General features: G+C 68.6%; 21 protein-coding genes and 1 pseudogene. 6 read left to right on the forward strand and 16 right to left on the reverse strand.

Annotated features, from left to right (window positions below; all coding sequences use genetic code 11):
* Window positions 1–22: 22 nt before the first annotated feature.
* A pseudogene (locus ACFYWY_RS35735) lies at window positions 23–214 on the reverse strand (ribonuclease BN); the annotation flags it as partial.
* Between the two features lie 78 nt (window positions 215–292).
* Here ACFYWY_RS35735 and ACFYWY_RS35740 point away from each other — a divergent pair.
* Entirely contained in the window at window positions 293–1,558 is a 1,266-nt protein-coding gene (locus tag ACFYWY_RS35740; RefSeq protein ID WP_389194863.1) for a S8 family serine peptidase, read from the forward strand.
* 42 nt (window positions 1,559–1,600) lie between these two features.
* Here the strand turns inward: ACFYWY_RS35740 and ACFYWY_RS35745 are convergent, their stop codons facing one another.
* Window positions 1,601–1,918 (reverse strand): hypothetical protein, encoded by a 318-nt coding sequence (locus tag ACFYWY_RS35745; RefSeq protein ID WP_389194866.1) that lies wholly within the window; start codon window positions 1,916–1,918, stop codon window positions 1,601–1,603.
* A gap of 183 nt (window positions 1,919–2,101) precedes the next feature.
* On the opposite strand from ACFYWY_RS35745, the gene ACFYWY_RS35750 reads away from it, so the two are divergent.
* Both ACFYWY_RS35750 and ACFYWY_RS35755 read left to right on the forward strand, forming a co-directional pair.
* Window positions 2,102–2,404, forward strand: a complete 303-nt coding sequence (locus ACFYWY_RS35750) for a hypothetical protein (RefSeq protein WP_389194869.1) — start codon at window positions 2,102–2,104, stop codon at window positions 2,402–2,404.
* 255 nt (window positions 2,405–2,659) lie between these two features.
* A complete protein-coding gene (locus tag ACFYWY_RS35755; protein WP_389194871.1) occupies window positions 2,660–3,118 on the forward strand; it encodes a nucleotidyltransferase domain-containing protein in 459 nt (152 codons plus the stop codon).
* Here the strand turns inward: ACFYWY_RS35755 and ACFYWY_RS35760 are convergent.
* From ACFYWY_RS35760 to ACFYWY_RS35770, 3 genes are all read right to left on the reverse strand, one after another.
* A complete protein-coding gene (locus tag ACFYWY_RS35760) occupies window positions 3,115–3,462 on the reverse strand; it encodes an ATP-binding protein (protein WP_389194936.1) in 348 nt (115 codons plus the stop codon). The two genes, ACFYWY_RS35755 and ACFYWY_RS35760, sit on opposite strands and share 4 nt — an antisense overlap.
* A gap of 72 nt (window positions 3,463–3,534) precedes the next feature.
* Window positions 3,535–3,870 carry a transposase family protein gene (locus tag ACFYWY_RS35765; protein WP_389194874.1) on the reverse strand — a complete coding sequence of 112 codons (336 nt, stop codon included), beginning with the start codon at window positions 3,868–3,870 and terminating at the stop codon, window positions 3,535–3,537.
* Window positions 3,867–4,064: a hypothetical protein gene (locus tag ACFYWY_RS35770; protein WP_389194877.1), complete on the reverse strand. Its 198-nt coding sequence runs from the start codon at window positions 4,062–4,064 to the stop codon at window positions 3,867–3,869. The genes ACFYWY_RS35765 and ACFYWY_RS35770 overlap by 4 nt, the downstream gene beginning before the upstream one ends.
* Before the next feature lie 144 nt (window positions 4,065–4,208).
* Between ACFYWY_RS35770 and ACFYWY_RS35775 the strand changes: the two genes are divergently transcribed.
* On the forward strand, window positions 4,209–4,586 hold the full coding sequence (locus ACFYWY_RS35775; RefSeq protein WP_389194880.1) for a VOC family protein: 378 nt from the start codon (window positions 4,209–4,211) through the stop codon (window positions 4,584–4,586).
* A 97-nt stretch (window positions 4,587–4,683) separates the two neighbouring features.
* Here ACFYWY_RS35775 and ACFYWY_RS35780 read toward each other — a convergent pair whose 3' ends face one another.
* Complete coding sequence (locus tag ACFYWY_RS35780) at window positions 4,684–4,857, reverse strand: hypothetical protein (protein WP_389194883.1); 174 nt, start codon at window positions 4,855–4,857, stop codon at window positions 4,684–4,686.
* 94 nt (window positions 4,858–4,951) lie between these two features.
* Complete coding sequence (locus tag ACFYWY_RS35785; protein ID WP_389194886.1) at window positions 4,952–8,329, reverse strand: pyruvate carboxylase; 3,378 nt, start codon at window positions 8,327–8,329, stop codon at window positions 4,952–4,954.
* 489 nt (window positions 8,330–8,818) lie between these two features.
* Here ACFYWY_RS35785 and ACFYWY_RS35790 point away from each other — a divergent pair, with 489 nt between their 5' ends.
* A complete protein-coding gene (locus ACFYWY_RS35790; RefSeq protein ID WP_389194889.1) occupies window positions 8,819–9,097 on the forward strand; it encodes a GlsB/YeaQ/YmgE family stress response membrane protein in 279 nt (92 codons plus the stop codon).
* 94 nt (window positions 9,098–9,191) lie between these two features.
* On the opposite strand, the gene ACFYWY_RS35795 is transcribed toward ACFYWY_RS35790, so the two are convergent.
* From ACFYWY_RS35795 to ACFYWY_RS35835, 9 genes are all read right to left on the reverse strand, one after another.
* Complete coding sequence (locus tag ACFYWY_RS35795; RefSeq protein WP_389194892.1) at window positions 9,192–9,593, reverse strand: DUF3662 domain-containing protein; 402 nt, start codon at window positions 9,591–9,593, stop codon at window positions 9,192–9,194.
* Window positions 9,594–9,733: 140 nt separating this feature from the next.
* A complete protein-coding gene (locus tag ACFYWY_RS35800) occupies window positions 9,734–10,606 on the reverse strand; it encodes a hypothetical protein (RefSeq protein WP_389194895.1) in 873 nt (290 codons plus the stop codon).
* 76 nt (window positions 10,607–10,682) lie between these two features.
* Entirely contained in the window at window positions 10,683–11,321 is a 639-nt protein-coding gene (locus ACFYWY_RS35805; RefSeq protein WP_389194898.1) for a TetR/AcrR family transcriptional regulator, read from the reverse strand.
* A 172-nt stretch (window positions 11,322–11,493) separates the two neighbouring features.
* Entirely contained in the window at window positions 11,494–11,865 is a 372-nt protein-coding gene (locus ACFYWY_RS35810) for a hypothetical protein (protein ID WP_389194900.1), read from the reverse strand.
* Window positions 11,866–12,069: 204 nt separating this feature from the next.
* Window positions 12,070–12,537, reverse strand: coding sequence for a hypothetical protein (locus ACFYWY_RS35815; RefSeq protein ID WP_389194903.1), 468 nt, complete (start codon window positions 12,535–12,537; stop codon window positions 12,070–12,072).
* Window positions 12,538–12,726: 189 nt separating this feature from the next.
* Window positions 12,727–13,797, reverse strand: a complete 1,071-nt coding sequence (sbnB, locus tag ACFYWY_RS35820; protein ID WP_389194906.1) for a 2,3-diaminopropionate biosynthesis protein SbnB — start codon at window positions 13,795–13,797, stop codon at window positions 12,727–12,729.
* Window positions 13,794–14,798 (reverse strand): TauD/TfdA family dioxygenase, encoded by a 1,005-nt coding sequence (locus ACFYWY_RS35825; protein WP_389194909.1) that lies wholly within the window; start codon window positions 14,796–14,798, stop codon window positions 13,794–13,796. Before ACFYWY_RS35825 ends, sbnB begins: the two co-directional genes overlap by 4 nt.
* 24 nt (window positions 14,799–14,822) lie before the next feature.
* Complete coding sequence (locus tag ACFYWY_RS35830; protein ID WP_389194911.1) at window positions 14,823–17,336, reverse strand: amino acid adenylation domain-containing protein; 2,514 nt, start codon at window positions 17,334–17,336, stop codon at window positions 14,823–14,825.
* A 47-nt stretch (window positions 17,337–17,383) separates the two neighbouring features.
* Window positions 17,384–19,981 carry a Pls/PosA family non-ribosomal peptide synthetase gene (locus tag ACFYWY_RS35835; RefSeq protein WP_389194914.1) on the reverse strand — a complete coding sequence of 866 codons (2,598 nt, stop codon included), beginning with the start codon at window positions 19,979–19,981 and terminating at the stop codon, window positions 17,384–17,386.
* A gap of 595 nt (window positions 19,982–20,576) precedes the next feature.
* Here ACFYWY_RS35835 and sbnA point away from each other — a divergent pair.
* Window positions 20,577–21,563 (forward strand): 2,3-diaminopropionate biosynthesis protein SbnA, encoded by a 987-nt coding sequence (sbnA, locus tag ACFYWY_RS35840; RefSeq protein WP_389194917.1) that lies wholly within the window; start codon window positions 20,577–20,579, stop codon window positions 21,561–21,563.
* The last annotated feature ends 465 nt before the right edge of the window (window positions 21,564–22,028 follow it).

Raw genomic sequence — 22,028 nt, forward strand, 5'->3', positions numbered from 1 at the left:
TGACCAGCTCCGGGTCCGCGTCTCATCCTCGCCGTTTGAGCGCACGTGTCACGCGGGGGATCTCCTCGTGCAGCAGACGGCCGACCAGCGCACCGCCGAAGACGACGACGCCCACGCCGACCAGCCAGGACTGGATGACCAGGACAGTTCCGATGGCCCCGTAGGTGACGGCGTTTGATGCGATCAATGGAGAGAAGACGAGCCGGGAGAAGACAACGCCCGCTTCGCGGGCGGCGCCAACGCGGTCGAGACCGCCCTGGGCTACCTCGGCCAAGGCTTACGCGGTGAGGTGATGGACACCGGACTGCGCACCACCCACCAGGAGTTCGCGGCTTTCCCGCCGATCATGCATACCGCCAACACCACCAGCACGAGCCACGGCACCTCGACGTACGGGCAGATCTTCGCCTCGGGCGTCAACTCCACTGCCCGCGGTCTGCTCCCCCAGGCGCAGCCCATCTTCGCCGCCAACAGCCTGGTGTCCGACCGATGGGCGCACACCGCGCAGCTCGTCGACCCGGCAGGCCCGTACCGGGCGGTGTTCCAGTCCAACAGCTGGGGCAGTGCGCTGACGTTCGGCTACAACTCGACGTCGGCGGCGATGGACGACATCGTCTTCGACCACGACATCCTGATCTGCCAGACCCAGGGCAACACCGGTAACCGCTCTGGCCGGCCACAGGCGTGGGCGAAGAACGTGGTGTCCGTGGGCGGCATCTACCACTACGACACCGTCTCCCGCACCGATGACGCGTGGAACGGCGGCGCCAGCATCGGCCCGGCCGCGGACGGGCGGATCAAACCCGACCTGTCGAACTACTACGACGCGGTCCACACCACCGCGAGCGGCGGCGACGCCGCGTACACCGGCACGTTCAGCGGCACCAGCGCCGCCACCCCGATCACCTGCGGCTACGCCGGCCTCATCCACCAGATGTGGGCCGACGGGGTCTTTGACGGCAGCCCCGGTCAGGACCGCGACGTCTTCGCGTCCCGGCCACATGCCGCCACCGCGAAAGCGCTGTTGATCAACTCGGCCGACCAGTACGCCTTCACGGGCGACTCCCACGACCTGGCCCGAATGAAGCAGGGCTGGGGTACTGCCAGCGCCGGCAACCTCTACCAGCAGGCGCAGGGCAACAACTGGCAGCTGCCGATCCTGGTCAACGAGACCGACGTGCTCACCGGGGGCCAGAGCGCGACGTACACACTGACCACCGACGGCAGCCAGCCGCTGAAGGCGACGATGGCTTACACCGACCCGATGGGCTCGCCGTCGGCGGCCCAGGCGCGGGTCAACGATCTGACTCTGAAGATCACCGCCCCGGACGGCACCATCTACTGGGGAAACAACGGACTCGCGGCAGGCAACTGGTCAACGCCGGGGGGCTCGGCGAACACCATCGACACCGTCGAGAACGTGTTCATCCAAACCCCGGCCGCCAGCACCTGGACGATCCAGGTCACCGCCAGCCAGGTCAACGCAGACGGGCACGTGGAAACCCCCGCGACCGACGCCGACTTCGCCCTGGTCGCCACCGGAAACGTCACCGGCTAATACTTCAGAGGGGGCGCTCGCCCAGTACGAGAAGAAGCAGCGCTACCCGAGGCTGTCGAGACGGCACACGCCGACTCCGCCGCCCTCAAGAGCGCCGAGGTAGGCGCACAGGACGTCGATGCCTGGCGGAGCTCCTTGGTGGGGGCGTCGTCGGCGAGCCCGGACAGGGGCATGGACTCCCCCGAGGCGGACGGCGGCTGAGGAGTCGCCGAGTTGGGAGACGGCAGCGGTGAACCGCTCGGTGTGCAGTCGCGTGGCCTCGCGCAGCGCCCCGTCCTCATCGACGCGCTGTCGCCGGTAGGCGACCACCAGAGCAACGAGCGCCCCCGAGCCGGCGACCACCCCGAAGGAACGTTCCACCAGATCGAACAGCGTTGGGATGTCAACCGGGTCTCGCCCTTCAACTGGCGGACTCCCATGAGCTCCACCAAGGCCAGAACACTCCCGCGTGTCTCCGCGTTCAGGCTTCCCTCAGCTTCGCTAGCCTGCTGCGACAGGCCAGCGGCGGGGTCCTTTCACCCCCGCTCGGGATAGTGGCGCCTCGTGGCGCACGAGCGCGTACTTGAAGTCGATCCGCGCGCGCACTGCCCTGGCTTCACCGTCAGCGCCACCGATCCAGCGATCGTCCGCGTAGACGTACAGGCGTGCAAGGGCAACTACGAGTGGAGTCTCCTGGTCAACTACTCCTACGGCGGCCACAAATACTCGGAGCTGGTCGGCCCCTTCCGCTCCATGAGCGTCCCAGGCAAGGACACCGTCGGCTACGCGCCCGACCCGACAACCGGCGTCCTCAGCAAGAACAGCAAGCCCGGCCCAGCCCCGGAGACAGCAGTAGGGTGCCCCTGAGCACTCGGCTCCCTTCTCACGGCTGAGACGAAACGGAGCCCGGGCAATCAGTGTCGACGGTCACGCAATTCCCCACCGTTGTGGTCACGTAATTCGCCAGGTAGTGGGCCGTTGCATTGCATGGTGTGGAGCGAGTCCGCTTGCTTGCGGCTGCGCCATCGTGGCCCCTGCCGTCGCCGGTGGTGGCTGTCGCGGGCAGCGGCCTGAGAAGCTGTCCGATGCCAGCACCGGCTATTTTAGCGAGGGACATTCGAGGTGCATCGCGACGATCAGCCAGTGAATCTTCCAACCGCGCTGTCGCCGGAGCGGGTCGCTGAGATCAACGAGGTCATCGGCCAGATCACACGCTGGGCGAGGGGCCGCGAAGACATCGTCGGCCTGCTCTTGGTGGGGTCTTGCGCCCGCAACGCCGCGCGACCGGACTCCGACATCGACGTCGTCCTGCTCACCACGGACGAGTCCCAGTATCTCCTTGAGGATGCCTGGGCCGTGGAACTCGGGCTGGGCGAGCTGATCCGCACCCAGTCGTGGGGACCGATCACAGAACGACGCTATTCCACGGCCTCCGGCCTGGAAGTCGAGCTGGGCATCGGCTCTCCGACCTGGGCAAAGACAGATCCCGTCGATCATGGGACGCATCGTGTAGTCACCGACGGCGCCCGGGTGTTGCACGACCCGGCAGGCATCCTTGCCGACCTTCTCGCCGCCTGCTAATTGACCGGTGGCTTGTCGGCGGTGCTCTTTGGCCGTTTGTTGGGCCGGTAGCTGGGGCCGTTCATGATGACCTGGTGGCTGGCGTCGATCAGCCGGTCCAGCAGCGACTCGGCGACCACCGGGTTGGGGAAGAGGGGATACCAATCGCTGGGCGCCCTGTTGCTGGTGATGATCAGTGACCGGCCCTGCCGTTCGGAGACGAGTTCGTAGAGGTCGTCGGCCTGGGGTGCGGTCAGCTGGCGCATGGCGAAGTCGTCGAGGATGAGCAGGTCGGGGCGGACGATCTCGCGCATGCGCTTGTCCCAGGTGCGGTCCGCGTGGCCGCCGGCGAGCTCGGCCAGGATGCGGCTGGTCTTAAAGCGTGTTGCAGAAGGTTGCGTTTTGGCAGGTCGGGGCCGTGTCCGGGGTGGTTCTGTTCACGCGGCGAGGGCGAGGTTGTGCATGTGAGCGACGGCTTGGACTGCGTGGTGAAGACCGCTGCCGCGCTGTCGACAGTCCCGGAGGATCTTGTAGTGCTTCATGCGGGCGAAGGCGTGCTCGACACGGGCACGGACGCTGCGGTGCTCGGCGTTGTCTTCCTCCTCGGCGGCCAGTAGGTCCCGGCCGGGGCGTTTGCGGTGCGGGGCGACGAGTCCGGTGTTGATGTAGGCCCCGTCACTCAGCACGGTGACTCCTTCGTCCGCCGGGGCGGCTGCGTTCCGCGTCGTCGAGCGATTCGTCCGCCAGAACGGGGACGATCTCCAGCGCCTCATACCCTCGGTGAACCGCCTCGAACGACGCGCTGCTTCGCCGACGCGCGATGATCGCCCCGGTTCCTGGTGAGTTCGGCATAGATCCGCCTGGCGGCCGTACGGGTGTTGGTACGGGCCCGCAGCACCGCACCGCCGGCGGTGGCCAGGGCAGCTCCCAAGCCACTGATGACCGCGGCGATGAGCGTGCTGTCCATGCCATCTCCCCCTCGTTCGGCATTTCCTGGACGCGCTATCCGCAATGATCGGCGGAAGGGCACGTTCCGCCCAGCCGTCCGGGCGGCGTATTTGTGCTCAACTACGGACGGCTCGCCAGACCGGCAGCCGCTTAGGATCTGTCCTTGATTGCTGAATTGCAGTGTGTGGTGCTGGACTGCCCTGATCCGATGGAACTCGCCGAGTTCTACCAGTCGCTGCTCGGTGGGACCGTCAATCAGCAGGATCAACGGTGGGCCCTCGGTGATAGCTGGGCGACACTGCACACACCGGCCGGTCTCGTCCTCGCCTGCCAGCGGGCAGCGGACTATCGGCCGCCACTGTGGCCGGACCCCGCCCGGCCCCAGCAGTTCCATCTGGACTTCACTGTTACGGACTTGGACGGGGCCCAAGAGCAGGTGCTGGCCCGGGGAGCGACCGTACTGGACCACGGTTCCGACGGGCGGAGCTGGCGTATCTTTGCCGACCCGGCAGGGCATCCGTTCTGCCTGGTCCGTCATTGAGAGCAGATTTCCCGCCTGCAGCGCGCAGGCTTAGTGACGACGGTCCTGCTGCGTCCTCGTCGTCGGCCCGGACCAGGACAGCCTCCCAGCGGAGTGATCAGGCGGCCTGTGCCAGGTAGTACGGGCTGACGTCGCGCCGTTCGGCGGTCTGGGTCTTGCGGCGGGTGAGGCGCCGGGTCATGAGCGTGATGGCAGCCCACGTGATCAACGACTCGCTGACCTGGGGCTGTTCGACCTGGACAACCGGGTCCAGATCGCGATGGTCATCCACGACGCCGAAGTCTGACGGCCGGCCGCCCCCGTGCGTACGCGGCCGGCCCCGAACGTCACCCGGGCCGGCCGCATACGCACACACGAAGCAGGCGTCAGCCGATCTCGATGAGCAGATCGCCCGCCTCGACCTGCTGGATCTTCCCGATCGCCAGCCGCGCGACCGTGCCCGCGCACTGAGCGGTGATGGACGCCTCCATCTTCATCGCCTCGATGGTGGCCACCGTCTGCCCCTCCGACACCGAAGAGCCTTCCTCCACCTGGAGCGTCACCACGCCCGCGAACGGCGCGGCGACATGGCGGTCGTTGCCGCGCTCGGCCTTCTCCACGGCCTTGACCTCAGTGGCGACGGACTTGTCCCGCACCGACACCGGGCGCAGCTGACCGTTGAGCGTGGCCATCACCGTACGGAAGCCCCGCTCGTCGGCCTCGGAGATCGCCTCCAGCTCGATCAGCAGCGTGACACCGGCCCCGAGGGTGACCGTGTGCTCAGTGTCAGGCTCCAGGCCGTAGAAGAAGTCCTGCGTGGGCAGTACGGACGTATCGCCGTACGCTTCGCGGTGGGCGTCGAACTCCTTGGTCGGGCCGGGGAACAGAAGCCGGTTCAGCGTCGCCCGCCGGTCCCGGCCCAGTCCCTCGCGGTCCTCGTCCGACAGCGTCGGGCTCTCGGCCTGCGCGGGACGGCCCTGGAGTGCGCGCGTACGGAACGGCTCTGGCCAGCCGCCGGGCGGGTCGCCCAGCTCGCCCCGCAGGAATCCGACCACCGAGTCCGGTACGTCGAACTTGCCGGGGTCCGACTCGAAGTCGGCCGCCTGGACCCCGGCTCCGACCAGGTGCAGGGCGAGGTCGCCCACCACCTTCGAGGAGGGGGTGACCTTGACCAGCCGGCCCAGCATCCGGTCGGCGGCCGCGTAGCAGTCCTCGATCAGCTCGAAGCGGTCGCCGAGGCCGAGCGCGATGGCCTGCTGACGCAGGTTCGACAGCTGTCCGCCGGGGATCTCGTGGTGGTAGACGCGCCCGGTGGGCGAGGCGAGCCCCGACTCGAAGGGCGCGTAGACCTTGCGCATGGCTTCCCAGTACGGCTCGAGTCCCCCGACCGCGTCGAGCGAGAGCCCGGTCGCGCGCTCGGTGTGGTCGGTGGCCGCGACGAGCGCCGACAGGGACGGCTGGCTGGTCGTGCCCGCCATCGAGGCGACGGCGGCGTCGACGGCGTCGACGCCCGCGTCGATCGCGGCGATCAGCGTCGCGAGCTGACCGCCCGCCGTGTCATGCGTGTGCAGATGCACCGGAAGGTCGAAGCGCTCACGCAGTGCGGTCACCAGGGTGCGGGCGGCGGGCGGGCGCAGCAGGCCGGCCATGTCCTTGATGGCCAGTACGTGCGCGCCGGCCTCGACGATCTGCTCCGCGAGGCGTAGGTAGTAGTCGAGGGTGTACAGCTCTTCGGCCGGGTCCGACAGGTCCGCGGTGTAGCACAGGGCGACCTCGGCCAGCGCGGTGCCGGTGGACCGTACGGCATCGATGGCGGGACGCATCTGCGAGATGTCGTTGAGCGCGTCGAAGATCCGGAAGATGTCCATGCCGGTCGCCGCTGCCTCGGCGACGAAGGCCTCGGTCACCTCGACTGGGTAGGGCGTGTAGCCGACAGTGTTGCGCCCACGCAGCAGCATCTGCGTACAGATGTTGGGCACCGCCTCCCGCAGGGCCGCGAGCCGCTCCCAGGGATCCTCGGCGAGGAAGCGCAGGGCCACGTCGTAGGTGGCGCCGCCCCAGCACTCCAGGCTCAGCAGCTGCGGTGCTGTTGCGGCGACATGCGGGGCGACGGCCAGCAGATCGCGCGTCCTCACCCGGGTGGCCAGCAGGGACTGGTGCGCGTCGCGGAAGGTCGTGTCCGTCACCGCGACGGCCCGCTGCGCGCGCAGCTCCGCCGCGAACGCCTCCGGCCCGAGTGCCGCGAGGCGCTGCCGGGACCCTTCGGCGGGAGGTGTGCCCAGTGCGGCGGGAGGGAGTTTGGCGGCCGGGTCGATGACCTGGGGACGCGGGCCGTGGGGACGGTTGACCGTCGTCTCGGCGAGATAGGTGAGCATGCGGCTTCCTCGGTCGGCCGAGGGGCGCGCCCGGACGAGCTCCGGATGCTCGTCGATGAAGCTCGTCGTGATGCGTCCCTCGCGGAAGGCGGGGTGGTCGAGCACAGCGCCGAGGAAGGGCAGGTTGGTGGCGACTCCGCGGATACGGAACTCGGCGATCGCCCGCCGTGCGCGGCGGGCGGCGTTGGCGAAGTCGTGTCCGTGGCAGGTCAGCTTGACCAGCATCGAGTCGAAGTGGGCGGACACTTCGGCGCCGGTGTGGACGGTGCCGCCGTCGAGCCGGACGCCGGGGCCGCCCGGGGAACGGTACGCGGAGATGGTGCCCGTGTCGGGGCGGAAACCGTTGGCGGGGTCCTCGGTGGTGATACGGCACTGCAGGGCCGTGCCCGTGAGGACGATGTCGTCCTGCGTCAGGTTCAGTTCGGGAAGCGTCCGTCCCGCGGCGATCCGCAGCTGTCCGATCACCAGGTCCCGTCCGGTGACCTGCTCGGTGACCGTGTGCTCCACCTGGATACGGGGGTTCATCTCGATGAAGACATGGTTGCCGCGCTCGTCGACCAGGAACTCCACGGTGCCCGCGTTGACGTACCCGATGTGCCTGGCGAACGCGACGGCGTCGGCGCAGATGCGCGCGCGCAGCTCCGGGTCGAGATTCGGCGCGGGGGCGATCTCGACGACCTTCTGGTGCCGCCGCTGCACCGAACAGTCCCGCTCGTACAGATGGACGACATTGCCTTGGGCGTCGGCGAGGATCTGCACTTCGATATGTCGCGGGTTGACGACGGCCTGCTCCAGGAAGACGGTGGCGTCTCCGAACGCCGACTCCGCCTCGCGCATCGCCGCGTCGATCGACTCCCGCAGCTCGGCGGGCCGGGCGACGCGCCGCATCCCTCGCCCGCCGCCGCCGGCGACGGCCTTGACGAACACCGGGAACCCGATGGAGTCGGCGGCGCCGACCAGCGTGTCCACGTCCGTGGACGGCTCAGACGACTTCAGTACCGGAACTCCCGCCTCGCGAGCGGCAGCCACCGCCCGGGACTTGTTTCCGGTGAGGTTCAGTACGGAAGCGGGTGGCCCGACAAAGGTGATCCCGTCCTCGGCGCACGCGGCGGCGAGGTCGGGGTTCTCCGACAGGAAGCCGTATCCGGGGTAGACGGCGTCGGCACCGGCCTTGCGCGCGGCCTTGATCACCTCATCGACCGAGAGATAGGCCCGCACCGGGTGGCCCTTTTCGCCGATCTGGTACGCCTCGTCCGCCTTGGCCCGGTGGAGCGAGTTGCGGTCCTCGTAAGGGAATACGGCCACGGTGGAGATGCCGAGCTCGAAGGCCGCGCGGAAGGCGCGGATCGCGATCTCGCCCCGGTTGGCGACCAATACCTTGCGGAACATCAATGTCCCCTGTCGTGTTGCGGGTGTGCGGCCTCAAGGACTGGCAGTGTCCTTCCGGCTGCCGGGATCGGCATCCGCTGTTCACGTGGACCGTACCGATCAGCAGCGACGGCGTCGATCTCCCACCGGCGGGAGCTACGTCACGCCGGTCGGAGCAGGCGTCGGCGCAGGGCCTGTAGGGCCCGCCGATATCCGCCCGTATCAGGGGGTGTCCGGAGCACCCGAACGGCCCTGCGGCCCAGCCCTGGTCTGACGCGGTAGAGAAGCCTCTCTTCTCATGGCCGCCCTGTCGGCTCACACCGACCGACCAGGCTGCCGCCGTCCTGCCGGCGCAGTCAAAACCGCCGGAACTCCGCGCGCGACCGAAGGCCGCCGGGCCCTCCGACATCGGAAAATCTGATGACCCTGACCGGAAGGTTTGGATCCGCTTTTCCGGCGCAGGTGATAATTGAACTCAGCCGTACATCCTCGAGACGGGAGAGGATCATCATGGGCATCATCGCCTGGATACTCATCGGCTTGCTCGCCGGAATGATCGCCAAGCTTCTGATGCCTGGCAAGGACCCTGGCGGCATCATCATCACCATGCTCATCGGTATTGCCGGCGGCCTCCTCGGAGGCTGGCTCGGCAAGGTCATCTTCGGCGTCGACTCGATAGACGGTTTCTTCGACCTCTCCACGTGGGTTGCGGCGATCGTCGGCTCCCTGATCCTGCTCGTCCTCTACCGGCTCATCTCCGGAGGCAGGCGCTCCCACCGGCACGCCTGACGGCTGGCGCGAAACCCCACAGAGACGAGAAGCAGAACCCGGCAGGGCGCCTCGGCGCGGTCGGGCTCCCGAAGCGTTCGACCGCGCGGGGCGCCTACTCGCTCGCCGAAGGGAACGCATCGGCGCGGACATGGGGCATGGCGCGGCAGGTGACGCGGTACCGGCCGTTGGGCAGATGGACCGCCGCCGTCACGCGTACCGTCAGCGGGCCGGCCCATTCGTAGCCGCGGCTCTCGCCATGCCGCGCGAGACTGTCCATGAGGGCCTGCCCCACCTGCCGCGCGTGCCCGGCCAGTTCCTTGTGCAGGCCGGAGTCGATTTCGACCTCGTACGCGTTGGGTGCCATCACTCGGGTCTGGCTGCACACGACCACGTGGTCGTCGCACTCGCCCCGGAGCTTGTCCAGCAGCTCGACCGGTTCGCTGTGGAAGAACTTCGCGACCAAGGCGTCCTGCCAGCGTTCAAGCGTCTGTTCCCACTGCTTCAGAGTTCCCATAACACTTCGCGTGCCCTTGGACCGCCTGATCACGCCCGCGCCCAAGGGGCGAGGTCGAGGCGTGTTTTTGAACAGGGCCCTTGGCCACGGGCCGCTGACCCGACACCGGCCACTGGCGAGATCTGCCGATCACGGTCAGGTCAGCCCCCCGTGGCGAGGCCCCTCTGCCCTCGGCCGCAGTGACGGTCCGGCAGCGCAAGCATCGCGAATGTTCGATCGGCCGCACCACCCCGCCGTACGACGAGGAGCGCCGCGAGAAGGACCGTGACCGGGACGCCGAACCACCAGCCCAGCAGGTGCACCAGGACCGAGGCGACGACAGCCGTGCCGAGCGCCACCCCGAAGACCGCCCCCAGTACGGCGCCGAGGATGCGGAAGCGGCCCGTCACTGTTTCGGCGCCCGTATCGCGCTGCCCGGACCGGATCCAGAAGGCCATCAGCGCCAGCATGACCGGGACGAGCACAACGCCCATTGCGTACAGCGTCAGCGCGACCGGCGAGGTGAGCCAGTCGCCCGCATGCGACAGGGCCTCTCGCACTCCGGTTTGCTCCGACCACGCCGTGGCGAAAGTCTCCCGGTCGGCGGAGAAGAACCGCTGGTACCCACGGCCGTCCCAGCCGTGGACGAGGATGAAGAACATGCCGGTGTATCCGACCCCCGCCTGCAGGAAGGCCGCGTACACCCGGCCCGAGGCGATGAGCCGCTCCGCAACCCAGAAGCCGAGCACGCCCTGACTCACGTTCGTCGCGGCGAACAGCGCGACGAGCCAGCCGGGCAGCGAGCTGTGGCCGCTTGCGACCTGCATCGTCTCCCAGTCCGGAAAGCCCCAGAGGAGCCATGCGCCGCTGGGCGCGAACAGCACCGCGCAGTAGAGGACGGTCCCCATCAGGTAGGGGTTGGACCACCGGCCGCCGTGCCCTGCACGGTCGTTGCCGGTCCTGAGCTGACGGGCGGCGGCGGTCGCGAAACTCGCGCCTATCCCATAGGACCAGAAGACATCCACCTGGACCATCGCGCTCCCTTTCCGGAATGACACGTCATTCCGTTCTCAAGGCAGAAGAAATGAGCGGTCCTTGCGGGCCTGCGGCTCAGCGGGAGCCGAGGCCGTCGAACATGAGCGTCTCCACCGTGCGGATCCATGGATCACGCATGGCGTCGGGATCCCGTGCGTGCAGCAGCCGAACCGCCCCGGTCACGATCATTCCGTTCACCGCGAGCCCGACCACGTGGGCATCGAGATCGCGCCGCAGGAAGCCGCGGTCCTGCCCGTTGTGGATGAAGGCAGCCGTGTACTGAGCCGCCGCTTCCATGGCCTTGCCTGCCAGATCCGGCTCGGCCCGGTCGATCGCGATGGCGTCGTAGAAGAGAATGCGGCACAGCGCCGGTTCCGCCACCACAAGGTCGAAGAGCTTGTGGCCGATGCGCCGGACCTGTTCGCGGTACTGCGCCACCGACTGGCAGGAGCCGGGGGCCTCGTCGGCGAGAGCATCCATGACCTGGCCCAACGCGCGCGAGACCACGCTGCGTGCGATGTCCTCCTTGTTCTTGAAGTACCGGTAGAAGGTGCCGTGCCCAGCCCCGAGCTCTCGGGCAATGTCGGAGATGCCTGTCGCGTGGTAGCCACGCTCGGCGAACACCTTGCCCGCCGCGCGTAGTATCGCCTCCCGCTTGTCCACCACGCCCTGCGCCACGACCGGGTCCCCTCCTGTTGCGGAATGACGTGTCATTCTGGAACCTTCGGCCAACTCCCGTCAATACCGGGTCGGTTGATCCGCCGACCCGGATCACACCGGGGCATCGCCCAGAGCACCTGCACCTCCCGCTCGGTCAATCCCGCGGATACCGGGGATCGTGGCGGGGATCGTGGCAGCGCCCGAAACGGAGCCTCCCGGTCGACGGTCAAGCATCTTCCCGCACGCGCTGGACAGGAGACAGGTTCCCCTCCGCGCCCGCGCGCGTGGGAGCGGTGCTCCTGTCCGTGCGGGCCGCCGCGCGGCAGGCAGCAGCCGCGCGCGAGCGCAGAGCCGCCCCGCGCGCGGCACCTTTCCGCCCGCGCAGTGCATACCTGCCGCATCCGCGCCACTGCGCCGGTGAGACGCGTGCTCGCTGCCCACTGTGGGTGATCACCGCGTTGACCGATGTCAGCGGGTCCGAGCCCATCGCCTTGGCCAGCAGCATGCCGACGGCCAGGGGCAGTAGCACAACGGCCAACGCCGAGCCGGTGGTGGTGACGTGCCGCATGCGGGGACGGCGCGGTGCGTCAGGAGTCATGGTTCTCATTCGACCAGCAGCAGCAGTGGTGCGAATCGGCCCGCATACTCAGGCCGTCTGGCCTGACGTACTCACACGCCTGGGCAAACGACGCTCCGTAGCGGCCCACCTGCACATCCACCCACACCGTTGAGTGCAGATCGCGAAAGGCGACGAGCCGCTGAAGAGGTCCGCAGTCAGCTGAGGCACGGGAAGCCGAAAGGGCTACAGCCGGCCGCCGGTGAGACGCGAGAGGGGGCCGCGCTGACGAAGGCCCGCGCGACGGCCCAGCGCATAGGAGGAAGCCACCGCGGTGGCCACACCCGCGCCGGCACCGGCCGCTACGGCCTTCCGGGCCTTGACGAGCGTCCAGGCCATGCCGGCCTTGGCCCCGGCCCGGCCGGCCGCAGAGCCGACGGTCCGCTGAACCGTCCTGGCCGTGTCGGCGACCGTCCCGCCGAACCCGGCGAGCGCCTCCTTGCCGCCCTGCGCGGCGGACCGGGTCGCGTCCTTGGCCTCCCGCGCCGCCGTGGTGGACGCGGCTGTGGCGTCCTTCACCGCGGCGGCAGAGGAAGACGCAGAGGCCTTGGCGTCCCGAGCGGGCGCCTTGGCGCCGTTGGAGACGGCCCTCTTCGCCGACCGTGAAGTCGACGTCTGCGGCGTTGAGTTCGTGGAATTCTTGGATTCAGCCATGGTGTCCGTGTAACCAGTCACCCCGATGGCAAACCGAAACCCTAACGGGCCGGTCTGTCCCAGGCCGTCACTGCCGGGCTTCTGAACCTTTCGTCACTCGTTGGGCAGTGCATGGACGTTCGCAGTGATGACGCCAAGAGTCGCACGGTTGTCATGGCGACTCCTCCGCGGCAGGGTGCTGTGGGCCGGTCATCCGTGCCGGCGCAGGTCGTGGAAGAAGTCCTCGATGACGTGGAGCTGCCCGGAGCGGGCCGTCTCGTCGTAGACGTATTTGCCGACGGCGAGGTCGAGTACTCCGAGGCCGAAGGGTGAGAACACCAGGGGCCGGTCCGTGGGGGGTGTCACGCGTCCGGTCATCACGTCGTCGAGTGTGCCGTGGACGAAGTCGCGGTTGCCGGTGAGCTGTTCGGCCAGGTGCGGGGAGGTGTTGGCTTTGAGGCAGTGTTCGACGTCGTCGACGATGTTGGTCGAGGCGAGGATGATCTCGGGTGCGAGGTCGCGCAGGGACACGTGCAGGACCAAGGGGTTGTGGTCGAACCAGGCCGGGTCGCTGATGTGCGGCTCGCCGGCGATGGTGGCGAAGACGACGAGGTCGCTGGCGCGGATCAGTTCCTCGGGGCTGTCGTGCACGGTGATCTGTCCGGGGGTGGCTGTCTGTTGGACGTAGTCGCGGAAGCCGGCGGCGCTGTCGGGGGACAGGTCGTGGACGCCGGTCTCGTCGAAGGCCCAGCCGGTGCCGGTCAGGAAGGTGTGGATGTAGCGGGCGATCAGGCCCGTGCCGAAGAACCCGATGCGGGTGGGGCGTTGCCGGTTGCGGGTGAGGTGGTCGGCGGCGAGGGCGGCCGATGCGGCGGTTCTGGTGGCGCTGATGATGGAGCTTTCCAGGCAGGCGAAGGGGTAGCCGGTGTCGTGGTCGTTGAGGATCAGGACTGCGGAGGCCCTGGGGATGCCGGCCTGGACGTTGTCGGGGAAGCTGGAGATCCATTTGAGGCCGTCCACCCGCACTTGTCCGCCGATCGAGGCGGGCAGCGCGATGATCCGGGAGGAGGGGCGGTCGGGGAAGCGCAGGAAGTAGGAGGGGGGGTTGACCGACTCTCCGGCGGCGTGCAGGTGGTAGGTGGCCTCGATGAGGTCCACGATCTGCTTTTCCCGGTCCTGCAGGGTGTGCAGGACCTGGGCGCCGGAGATCACTGCGAACGGTGGCACGGTGTGCGGCTGGGACATGGCGGGCTCCATTGCGGTGGAACGGACGGTAGTCATCCGGCGCTCACCTCGGCGGTCGGCGGGCACTCGGACAGGCGCAGCGGCTCGGCCATGGCGACGAGAACCTCGCGTGGTCCTTGGAAGGCCTCCCTGCTGTGCGCGGTGCGCACATTGTCGACGAGCATGAGGTCGCCGGCCTGCCACGGCTCGCGGGCGATGTGGGCGGTGTAGGTGTCGTTGATGAGCTGGATGATGTCGGGGCCGATGGGGTCGCCGCTGCCGAAGCGGGTGTTGAACGGCAGTCCCTGTGCGCCGTAGACGTCGATGAGGTATTCGCGGATTTCGGGTTCGATCGTCCATTCGCTGAGGAAGGCGATCTGGTTGAACCAGCAGAGGCGGCCGGTGACGGGGTGGGTCGTCACGGCGGGGCGCCGCTGGCGGGTGCGCAGGCTGCCGTCGGGTTGCCAGGCGAATTCGATGGCGCCTGCGCGGCAGTAGTCCTCGATGGCGGTCCGGTCGTCGGTGCCGAAAGCCTCTGCGTAGGGGGCGCCGATCTCGTCGTTGTAGGTGCGGGTGAGCAGCCAGCCTTCCTGTTCGAAGCGGTGGACCAGTTCGGTGGGCAGTGCCTCGAGAACGGTGGGGGCGTCGGCGATGGCGGTGGCTCCGCCGGTGGTGGGTGCGGTCAGGCAGGCGAACAGCATGAGGCCTGGGGGCTGGAGGCTGTAGCTGAGTTCGTGGTGCATGCACATCGGCTGGTTCGGCGGCCATGTCGAGGAGGAGTACACGCCCGGGGTGTAGGTCTGGCGGGGAGCGAAGGCTTCCTTGTCGGTCATCAGGGCGGGGGCCAGTTGGTGGAAGACGGCGCCGGCCTGGTCCGCGTCGCGCAGGTGCAGGCCGCGGATGAGGACCGCGCCGTGTTCGGTGACGAGGGTGCGCAGTGCGTGGTGGTGTTCGGCCGCCCAGCCCGGCGCGTCGTCGGGGGTGTCGGTGTGCAGGATCGGGGGTTTGCCGGGGTGCAGGTTCACCTCGAGCAGGGAGGCCGGGATCGGGTACGGCATGGTGCTCATTCCTTTCGATGTGGTTCAGGAGGGGGTCAGTAGTTCGGTTGCGTGGCGCTCGGGTCCGTTGTCGACCAGGGCGGCGAGGTCGGTGAGGACCGGGTGTGCGGTGACGTCCTTGAGCGACACGGCGCGGTCCAGGGCGATGGCGAGCTTCACGGCCGAGAGGGAGGTGCCGCCGCGGTCGAAGAAGTGGTCGCGGCGTCCGATCCGGTCCTGTGGGACGCCGAGGACCTTCGCCCAGGCGGCCGCCAGCCGCTGCTCGGTCGGTGTGGCCGGCGGCTCGTGGTCGTCCTCGGTGGTGCCGAGTTCCGCGGCGAGCGCCACCAGTGCCTTCTTGTCGATCTTGCTGTTGGCGGTCAGCGGGAGGCTTTCGCGCCAGTGGAAGGCCGCCGGGACCATGTAAGCGGGCAGCGAGGCACCCAGCCGGTCGGTAAGGGCCCCGGTGTCGAGGGGGTTGGGGCCGGAGTAGAAGGCGACCAGGTGCTTGCTCTGGTCGGCGCGTCCGGCCACCACCACCGCGCCGTCGCGGACACCGGGGAGGCGCAGCAGGGTGTTCTCGATCTCGCCGATCTCGATCCGGAACCCGCGGATCTTGACCTGGGCGTCGCGGCGGCCGAGGAACTCCAGCTTCCCCGAAGGGTGCCAGCGGCCGTAGTCGCCGCCGAGGTAGAGCCGCATACCTTCGCGGTGCGGATCGGCCAGGTAGGCCGCCTGAGTGCGTTCGGGGTCGTTGATGTAGCCGCGGCCGACACAGACCCCGGAGAACGCGATCACGCCCGGGGCGCCCAGTGGCACCGGTGTGAGGTGTTCGTCGACGACGTAGATGCGCACGTTGTTGACCGCGCGGCCGAGCAGGATGCGTTCCGGCGCCCGGTCCATGACGTCGTGGTTGGTGTCGTCCGAGGTCTCGGTCAGCCCGTAGGCGTTGACCAGCCCGATCCGGGGCTGGGCGGTGAACCAGCGCTCGGCGAGCTCCTTCTTCAGCGCCTCGCCGGTGACCGACACGTACCCCAGGTCGGGCAGCGTGCGGGGGCGCTGTTCGAGCTCGGTCAGGACGGCTTCGAGGTAGGAGGGCACGACCTGCAGGACGGTGACCTTGCCGTCGGTGATGGTGTCGAGGAAGCGGGGGACGTCGAGGATGACGTCCTGTTCGACCAGCAAGGTCCGCCCACCGACCAGCAGCGCGCAGACCAGTTGCCACAGGGAGATGTCGAAGCACTGCGGCGCGGTCTGGGCCACCACCTGTCCCTCGCCGACCTTCAGGTCGTCGATCTTGGCGTAGAGGTGGTTGAGCATGCCGGCGTGTTCACACATCGCGCCCTTCGGCTCACCGGTCGAACCGGAGGTGAAGTAGATGTAGGCGAGCTGGTCGGACGTGACGTGGATGCCGAGATCATCGTCGGCGTGGTCTTCTTCGTAGGCCGTGTCGACGAAGAGCCTCTCGACTCCGGGCAGGGAGTCGAGAGCCTGGTCGACGGTGGTGGTGCTGCCGGGTTCGGTCAGCACCAGGGCGCATTCGGCGCGGGAGAGGGTGGCAGCGATGCGTTCGGCCGGGAAGTGCGGCTCGATGGGGAGGTAGACACCTCCGGCTTTGAAGACCGCGACGACGGCGGCCAGCCAGTCCAGGTTGCGTTCGGTCACCACCGCGACGACGCCTTCGCGGGCAAGCCCGCGGGCTACAAGGGCGCGGGCCAGCCGGTTCGCCCGGGAGTTGAGCTCCCCATAGGTCCACTGCCGGTCGGCGTGCACGGCGGCGACAGCATCCGGATGCATCCGCACCCGGTCCTCGAACAGCTCATGCACCCGCGTATCGGGCAACTCCCGGACCGGTCCGGCCAGCTGCTCGAGCTGGAACCGCAGCTCTTCGGCGGACAGCAGGCTCTGGCGTGCGTGTTCGGCATCGGGGTCGGCGGTGATCAGCGCGAGCGCGGTCAGGTGATAGCCGGCGATACGGGCGGCGCTGTCGGCATCGAGCATCTCGGTGCGGTAGCGCAGCCGCAGTACGAGCCGGCCGTCGTGGTGACGGATGCCCACCCGCAGCGCGGTGTCCCCGGTGAGGTCTGCGTCGATCGCGGTGGGATCGAGGACGGTCTCGAACGACGGCCCGGTCAGGCCCAGTTCGCGACTCAGAGCGTCGATGTCCTTCGCCGGGACGTCCTGATGTGCCAGCAGTTCCGCGGCGACCTGGTGGGTATTCTGCAGCAGTTCCCGCCATGAGGCGGGTGCGGTGGTCAGCCGGCACGGCAGCAGGCCGCCGCTGTCGACGACGTAGCCGGTGGTGATCTCCTGCTCGCCGGACAGCGCCGAGAGCACCTTGGCGTGCGCGGTCAGCAGGACCGAACTGAGCGGCACCGCCAGCTCGCCCGCCAGCCGGCGCAGCCCGGTCACGGTGTCGTCGGGGGCCGGTGTCTCGTACTCCCCCACGCCGGTCACTGGGTGGAGGGTCCAGCGCGGGGCCGGGGTGAAACCGCCGGCTGTCAGTACGCCGCGCCAGTACTCCCGGCCGGTCCGGGTACGACTCACATGCGTTGTCATCGGGTCTTTTCCTCTGCTTGTTGCTGGTGTCGCGGTGTCAGTTGCGGTCAGTTGCCGCGTGCCGGGGCTGCGTAGGTGGCCTCGTGTACTTGGCTGGTCTCAAGGCGGGTTTTGCTGTCCGGCATTTCCCGGGCCGGGTTGCCTCCCCACTGGGCGTGCGAGGGGATTTCCTCGCCCTTCATGAGGAAGGAGTCGGGGGCGAGCAGGGCGCCGTCGCCGATCGTCACGCCGTAGTGGACGAAGGCGCCGACCCCGAGGGTGCAGCCGCTGCCGAGGGCGCTGCGGTCGGACTTGAAGGCGCCGTCCTCCTGCGAGTGGCACTGGATCACGGTCCCGGCGTTCAGCGTGCTGTCGTCGCCGATGGTGACGAGGGTGCGCTCCGGCAAGGAGCAGCCGTCGTCGAAGACCCGCTTGCCGATCCGGGCCCCCAGCAGCCGCCAGACCATGTTCTTGAACGGGGTGCCGTTGAAGACCTGGACGTACTCGCTCCAAGCCATCTTCCAGAAGCGTTCATGCCGCCAGAAGGAGGGCTCGTAGATCGAGCAGTACAGCGGCTTCTGGGGCTTGAATCCCGTGACGGCCCGTTCGAACAGAGCGAAGTGGACAACGGTGAACGCGAGGGTGAGTACGCCGGCCAGCGCGAACGCCGACGCGCCGATCGAGGGGTAGACGTCGACTGCGCCCATCGTGATGAGAGTGATCACGAAGAAATGGATCCACCGCACCAGCAGGTACAGGCCGGCGGTGACGGCATTGTGCTTGTTCTTGGCGGCCAGGCGGCGGCGCAGCTCGTCGCCGGTCTCCAGGTGGTTGAACTTGTTGTCACGCATCACCGTGCGCGGGATCTCGAAGCAGGGCGAGCCCAGCAGGCCCACGCCCTCTCGCACCGGTCCGTCGATCGGGACCATGACCTTCGTCGCGAGCAGGCAGTTGTCGCCGGTCCTGCCCTGCGAGGGGTAGGCGATGGCGTTCCCGAGGAAATTGCGGGGCCCGATCGACGTCCGGGACACCCGGAAGGACGTGCTCGAGAAGTCGGCGTTCATGATGGACAGCCCGTCGGCGACCATCGTTTCGCTGCCCACAGAGCTCAGGTACGGACTCTCATGCTTGACCATCGTGCCGAAGTTCGACCCGGTCTGCTCGACGCGGGACAGGTCGTATCCGAGGTAGCGCAGGTAGTGCACGATGCCGGAGCTGTCGCCGAAGAGGGTGGTGAAGAACTTCCGGTTGGTCAGGAGTGCGATCGCCCGCTGGATGCCGTAGTGGAAGCCGTACAGCGGATAGACCTTGCCGGGCTTGATGACCCGGTTGAGCACGCGTGGCACGGTGCCCACGACGAGGAGCCCTGCGAGTGCGGAGCCGAGGAAGAGGACGACGGAGACGGTCAGGGCATCCAGGTAGAACGCCGCGCTGGTGAACGCCACCGGCTCCGGGTGCAGGAGCGTATTCAGCTGCGGGATTTCGGCGAGCATTACGCTGCCGCCGCCCATCGCCAGCGGCAGACACACCACCAGGATGTTCAGCAGCTGCAGGACGCAGTGGACGGCCCTTTTCAAGGTGCCGCAGTCGGCAGGGCCGACCGTCCGGTAGTCCACCTCGGTCGGCTGCGCCGGGGACCCGTGCCAGCTTGCGCCGTCGGGCACGGCCTGGCCGGCGTGCAGGGAGGAGGCGTGGCCCAGTTGGGCCCCCTGGCCCATCGAGGTCTCGATGTCGAGGACCGTGTGCTCGCTGACGAGGACGTGGGCGCCAAGGGTGACCGTGCCGGTCTGGATCAGGCCGGCGTGGGCGCGGTAGCAGGAGATGAGCACATCCTTGCGGATGACCGTGCCCTCCCCGATGGTCAGCAGGTCGGTGCAGACCGGGATCGTGCGGGAGAGGAATGTGACCCCTTTGCCGATCCGTGCGCCGAGCGCCCTCAGGTAGAGCACGTAGAGCGGCGACCCGACGAACAGGCGCAGGGGGCTGGTGCGGATCAGGGTCTTGACGGCCCAGAAGCGCAGATAGTCCAGGCTCCACACAGGGATCTCCCGGGTCTTCCAGCGGCCTATGAGCGTCCACTTCGCCAGGACCGGAAGGGTGCACAGGCCCAGGAAGCTCGCGCCGGCGAACAGGACCGACCGCAGGTAAAGGTCGAGCAGACCGGAGCCGGCGGAGATCCACTCGTAGCCTTCGACGGCGACGAGGGCGGTGAGGTAGGAGTAGCCGAGGAAGATCAGGAGCTGCAGCGTTCCGCACAGGACGTAGCGCGGCGTGCCGGCCGGTGCCGGCACCTCGGCCGACCCCCCGGTCGGCACCTCGGCGGGCACCCCGGCTGGCACCTCGGCCGACGACGGGACGGGGGTGGGCGCGGCGTCGGCGAGCGCGGTGGCCAGGCTCCGGATGGTGGGGTGCCGGTAGATGTCCTTCATCGACACCGTCGGCAGGTCCGCCCGTTTCCTGACCCGCGCACAGAACTGGGCCATCACCAGGGAATCGGCGCCCAGGTCGTTGAAGAAGTGGCTGTCGGGCGGCACCTGCTCGACGCGCACGACGCCGGCCAGCACCTCGGCCAGAAGCCTCTCGGTGCCGTTCGCCGGGCGGGCGTCCTGGAGGGTCGAGATGTCAGCCGGATCAGCCGTCAAGACCTCGACAGATTTCCCTAGCACGTGAGCTCCTTGAAGACGTTTCGGTGGCCGTCGGTCGGCGCGGACGGATTCGTGATGCCCGCCTGCCCAGTAGGCCCGGCCGGCGAGTTCCTGTCCTGCCCCTGAATTTCGGGACTTGACGCAACACACCGGCCCTGATAGCCCGACCGATCTGCCGGTCATCACCCTGTGTTCCCTTGCTTTCTGTGCGCGTCGCCCGGCCTGCGACCGCGTATCACGGGCACCCTTTCAATTCGCGAGAAATCGCCGTGAATTGCGTCGACCGCCCCGTCTGGCCCAGCGTTTTCCGCGTGGCGGTCCAGGTACCCCGGTGGGGCAGATCGCGGGGCTGGACAGTCGTGGCCAGGCCCGGAAAGGGCGGATGCCCCTGGTACCGATGGCCGGTTCAGCCCCTCCCCCGGGCATGACCACGGCCGCCTAAGCGCGAACAGGGTGTGTGTCAAGTCCCGAATTTCGGTGACATGACGAGGCTGCTCCGATTCGGGCGTACTGGAGGTGTTCCGGCGAGTCGCAACTCGCCGCCGAATTCTTCCCCGGGCCGCGACGAGACGGATCAACGGCCGGGAGGGACTCCGCCGCAGTCGAGGAGACGACCATGCCCGTCATATCCGTTCCCGAGGCCTTCAACGAGGACGACCTCTACGTCGACATTGAGGGAATCTTCGGGCACCCGTTGTTCCTCAAGTGCGAGGGCTTCAATTTCGCCGGCTCGATCAAACTCAAGGCCGCCACCGAAATGGTCGAGGCCGCCGAACGCGACGGCCTGCTCACTCCTGACTCGGTCCTGGTCGAGTCGTCCTCGGGCAACCTGGGCGTGGCCCTGAGCATGATCGCAGCCAGCAAGGGCTACCGGTTCCTGTGCGTGACCGACTCCCGCTGCAACCTGGCGACCAGGATGATGATGGAGGCCTTGGGCAGCCAGGTCCACGTCATCACCGAGCCCGACCCCGTCGGCGGCTTCCTCGGAGCGCGCATCGACCACGTCCGCGCTCTGTGCGCCTCCGACGACCGCTACGTGTGGCTCAACCAGTACACCAACCCCAGCAACGGCATGGCCCACTACCGCAGGACCGCCCCGGCCATCGCCCGGCAGTTCCCGGGCCTGGATGTGCTGTTCGTCGGGGCCGGCACCACCGGGACTCTGATGGGCTGCGCGCGCTACTTCCGCGAGTGGCACCGGCCGGTGCGCATCGTGGCGGTCGACAGCGTGGGCTCGGTGACCTTCGGGGGCGCCCCGGGCCGGCGGATGATTCCCGGCCTGGGCACCAGCAGGCGCCCGCCGCTGCTGGACGAGTCCTATGTCGACGATGTGGTGTGCGTTCCGGAGGCCGACACCATCCGGGCCTGTCACCGACTGGCCGGCCGTGGGTTCCTGTTCGGGGGTTCCACCGGCACAGTGGTCAGCGGCGCGATGGACTGGCTGGCCCGGCAGGAGGGACGGGAGCTGACCGCGGTGGCCATCGCCCCGGATCTGGGTGAGCGGTATCTGGAGACCGTCTACCAGACCAACTGGGTGCAGGACCTGTACGGCGAGGACATCCTCGGCTCCCAGTCGCTGACCACCGCATCCCAGGCAGCCTGACCCCGCACACCACCGCGCCCGCGCCGCCCCTGCGCTTCGCATGCACACCTGGCCGAGGCCGAAGGGTGACCTCGGCCGCTGCACCACGCGGACGCACCACCAAAGGTCATGCGGCCACCGTGAAACCACGGCACAACAAGCCCTCTACCGGTGGGCCACAGTGAGGACGGCCCTCGTGATGCCTTGGCGCTTGGAACTCCTGGTACTCCAATGAGACTTCGTGTCCTGAGCTGGGTTTTCGACAACGCGCGCGGCCGTGGGTATACCCATGGCCAATGACGCACTGCCGGCCGGCCTACGGACCAACCAACAAAGCCCCTACTGGACATGGAGCGGTGTCACGGCCCTGACGTGGCGCGGGGCGCCGGGGGGGGGGGGGGGGGGGGGGGGGGGGGCCCCCCCCCCCGCGCGGCCGGGGGGGCGCGGGGGGGGGGGGGGGGGCGCCGGGGGGGGGGCGCGCCGCGG

Origin of the sequence: Streptomyces sp. NPDC002870, assembly GCF_042888505.1 — a bacterium.
Lineage (GTDB): Bacteria > Actinomycetota > Actinomycetes > Streptomycetales > Streptomycetaceae > Streptomyces.

Excerpts from the sequence above, each read along its gene's own strand:
- ACFYWY_RS35740 (WP_389194863.1), top strand. The coding sequence starts at position 293 with ATGGACACCGGACTGCGCACCACCCACCAGGAGTTCGCGGCTTTCCCG.
- ACFYWY_RS35765 (WP_389194874.1), bottom strand. The coding sequence starts at position 3,870 with ATGAGGCGCTGGAGATCGTCCCCGTTCTGGCGGACGAATCGCTCGACG.
- ACFYWY_RS35770 (WP_389194877.1), bottom strand. The coding sequence starts at position 4,064 with ATGGACAGCACGCTCATCGCCGCGGTCATCAGTGGCTTGGGAGCTGCC.
- ACFYWY_RS35785 (WP_389194886.1), bottom strand. The coding sequence starts at position 8,329 with ATGTTCCGCAAGGTATTGGTCGCCAACCGGGGCGAGATCGCGATCCGC.
- ACFYWY_RS35790 (WP_389194889.1), top strand. The coding sequence starts at position 8,819 with ATGGGCATCATCGCCTGGATACTCATCGGCTTGCTCGCCGGAATGATC.
- ACFYWY_RS35795 (WP_389194892.1), bottom strand. The coding sequence starts at position 9,593 with ATGGGAACTCTGAAGCAGTGGGAACAGACGCTTGAACGCTGGCAGGAC.
- ACFYWY_RS35800 (WP_389194895.1), bottom strand. The coding sequence starts at position 10,606 with ATGGTCCAGGTGGATGTCTTCTGGTCCTATGGGATAGGCGCGAGTTTC.
- ACFYWY_RS35805 (WP_389194898.1), bottom strand. The coding sequence starts at position 11,321 with ATGACACGTCATTCCGCAACAGGAGGGGACCCGGTCGTGGCGCAGGGC.
- ACFYWY_RS35810 (WP_389194900.1), bottom strand. The coding sequence starts at position 11,865 with ATGACTCCTGACGCACCGCGCCGTCCCCGCATGCGGCACGTCACCACC.
- ACFYWY_RS35815 (WP_389194903.1), bottom strand. The coding sequence starts at position 12,537 with ATGGCTGAATCCAAGAATTCCACGAACTCAACGCCGCAGACGTCGACT.
- sbnB (WP_389194906.1), bottom strand. The coding sequence starts at position 13,797 with ATGACTACCGTCCGTTCCACCGCAATGGAGCCCGCCATGTCCCAGCCG.
- ACFYWY_RS35825 (WP_389194909.1), bottom strand. The coding sequence starts at position 14,798 with ATGCCGTACCCGATCCCGGCCTCCCTGCTCGAGGTGAACCTGCACCCC.
- ACFYWY_RS35830 (WP_389194911.1), bottom strand. The coding sequence starts at position 17,336 with ATGACAACGCATGTGAGTCGTACCCGGACCGGCCGGGAGTACTGGCGC.
- sbnA (WP_389194917.1), top strand. The coding sequence starts at position 20,577 with ATGCCCGTCATATCCGTTCCCGAGGCCTTCAACGAGGACGACCTCTAC.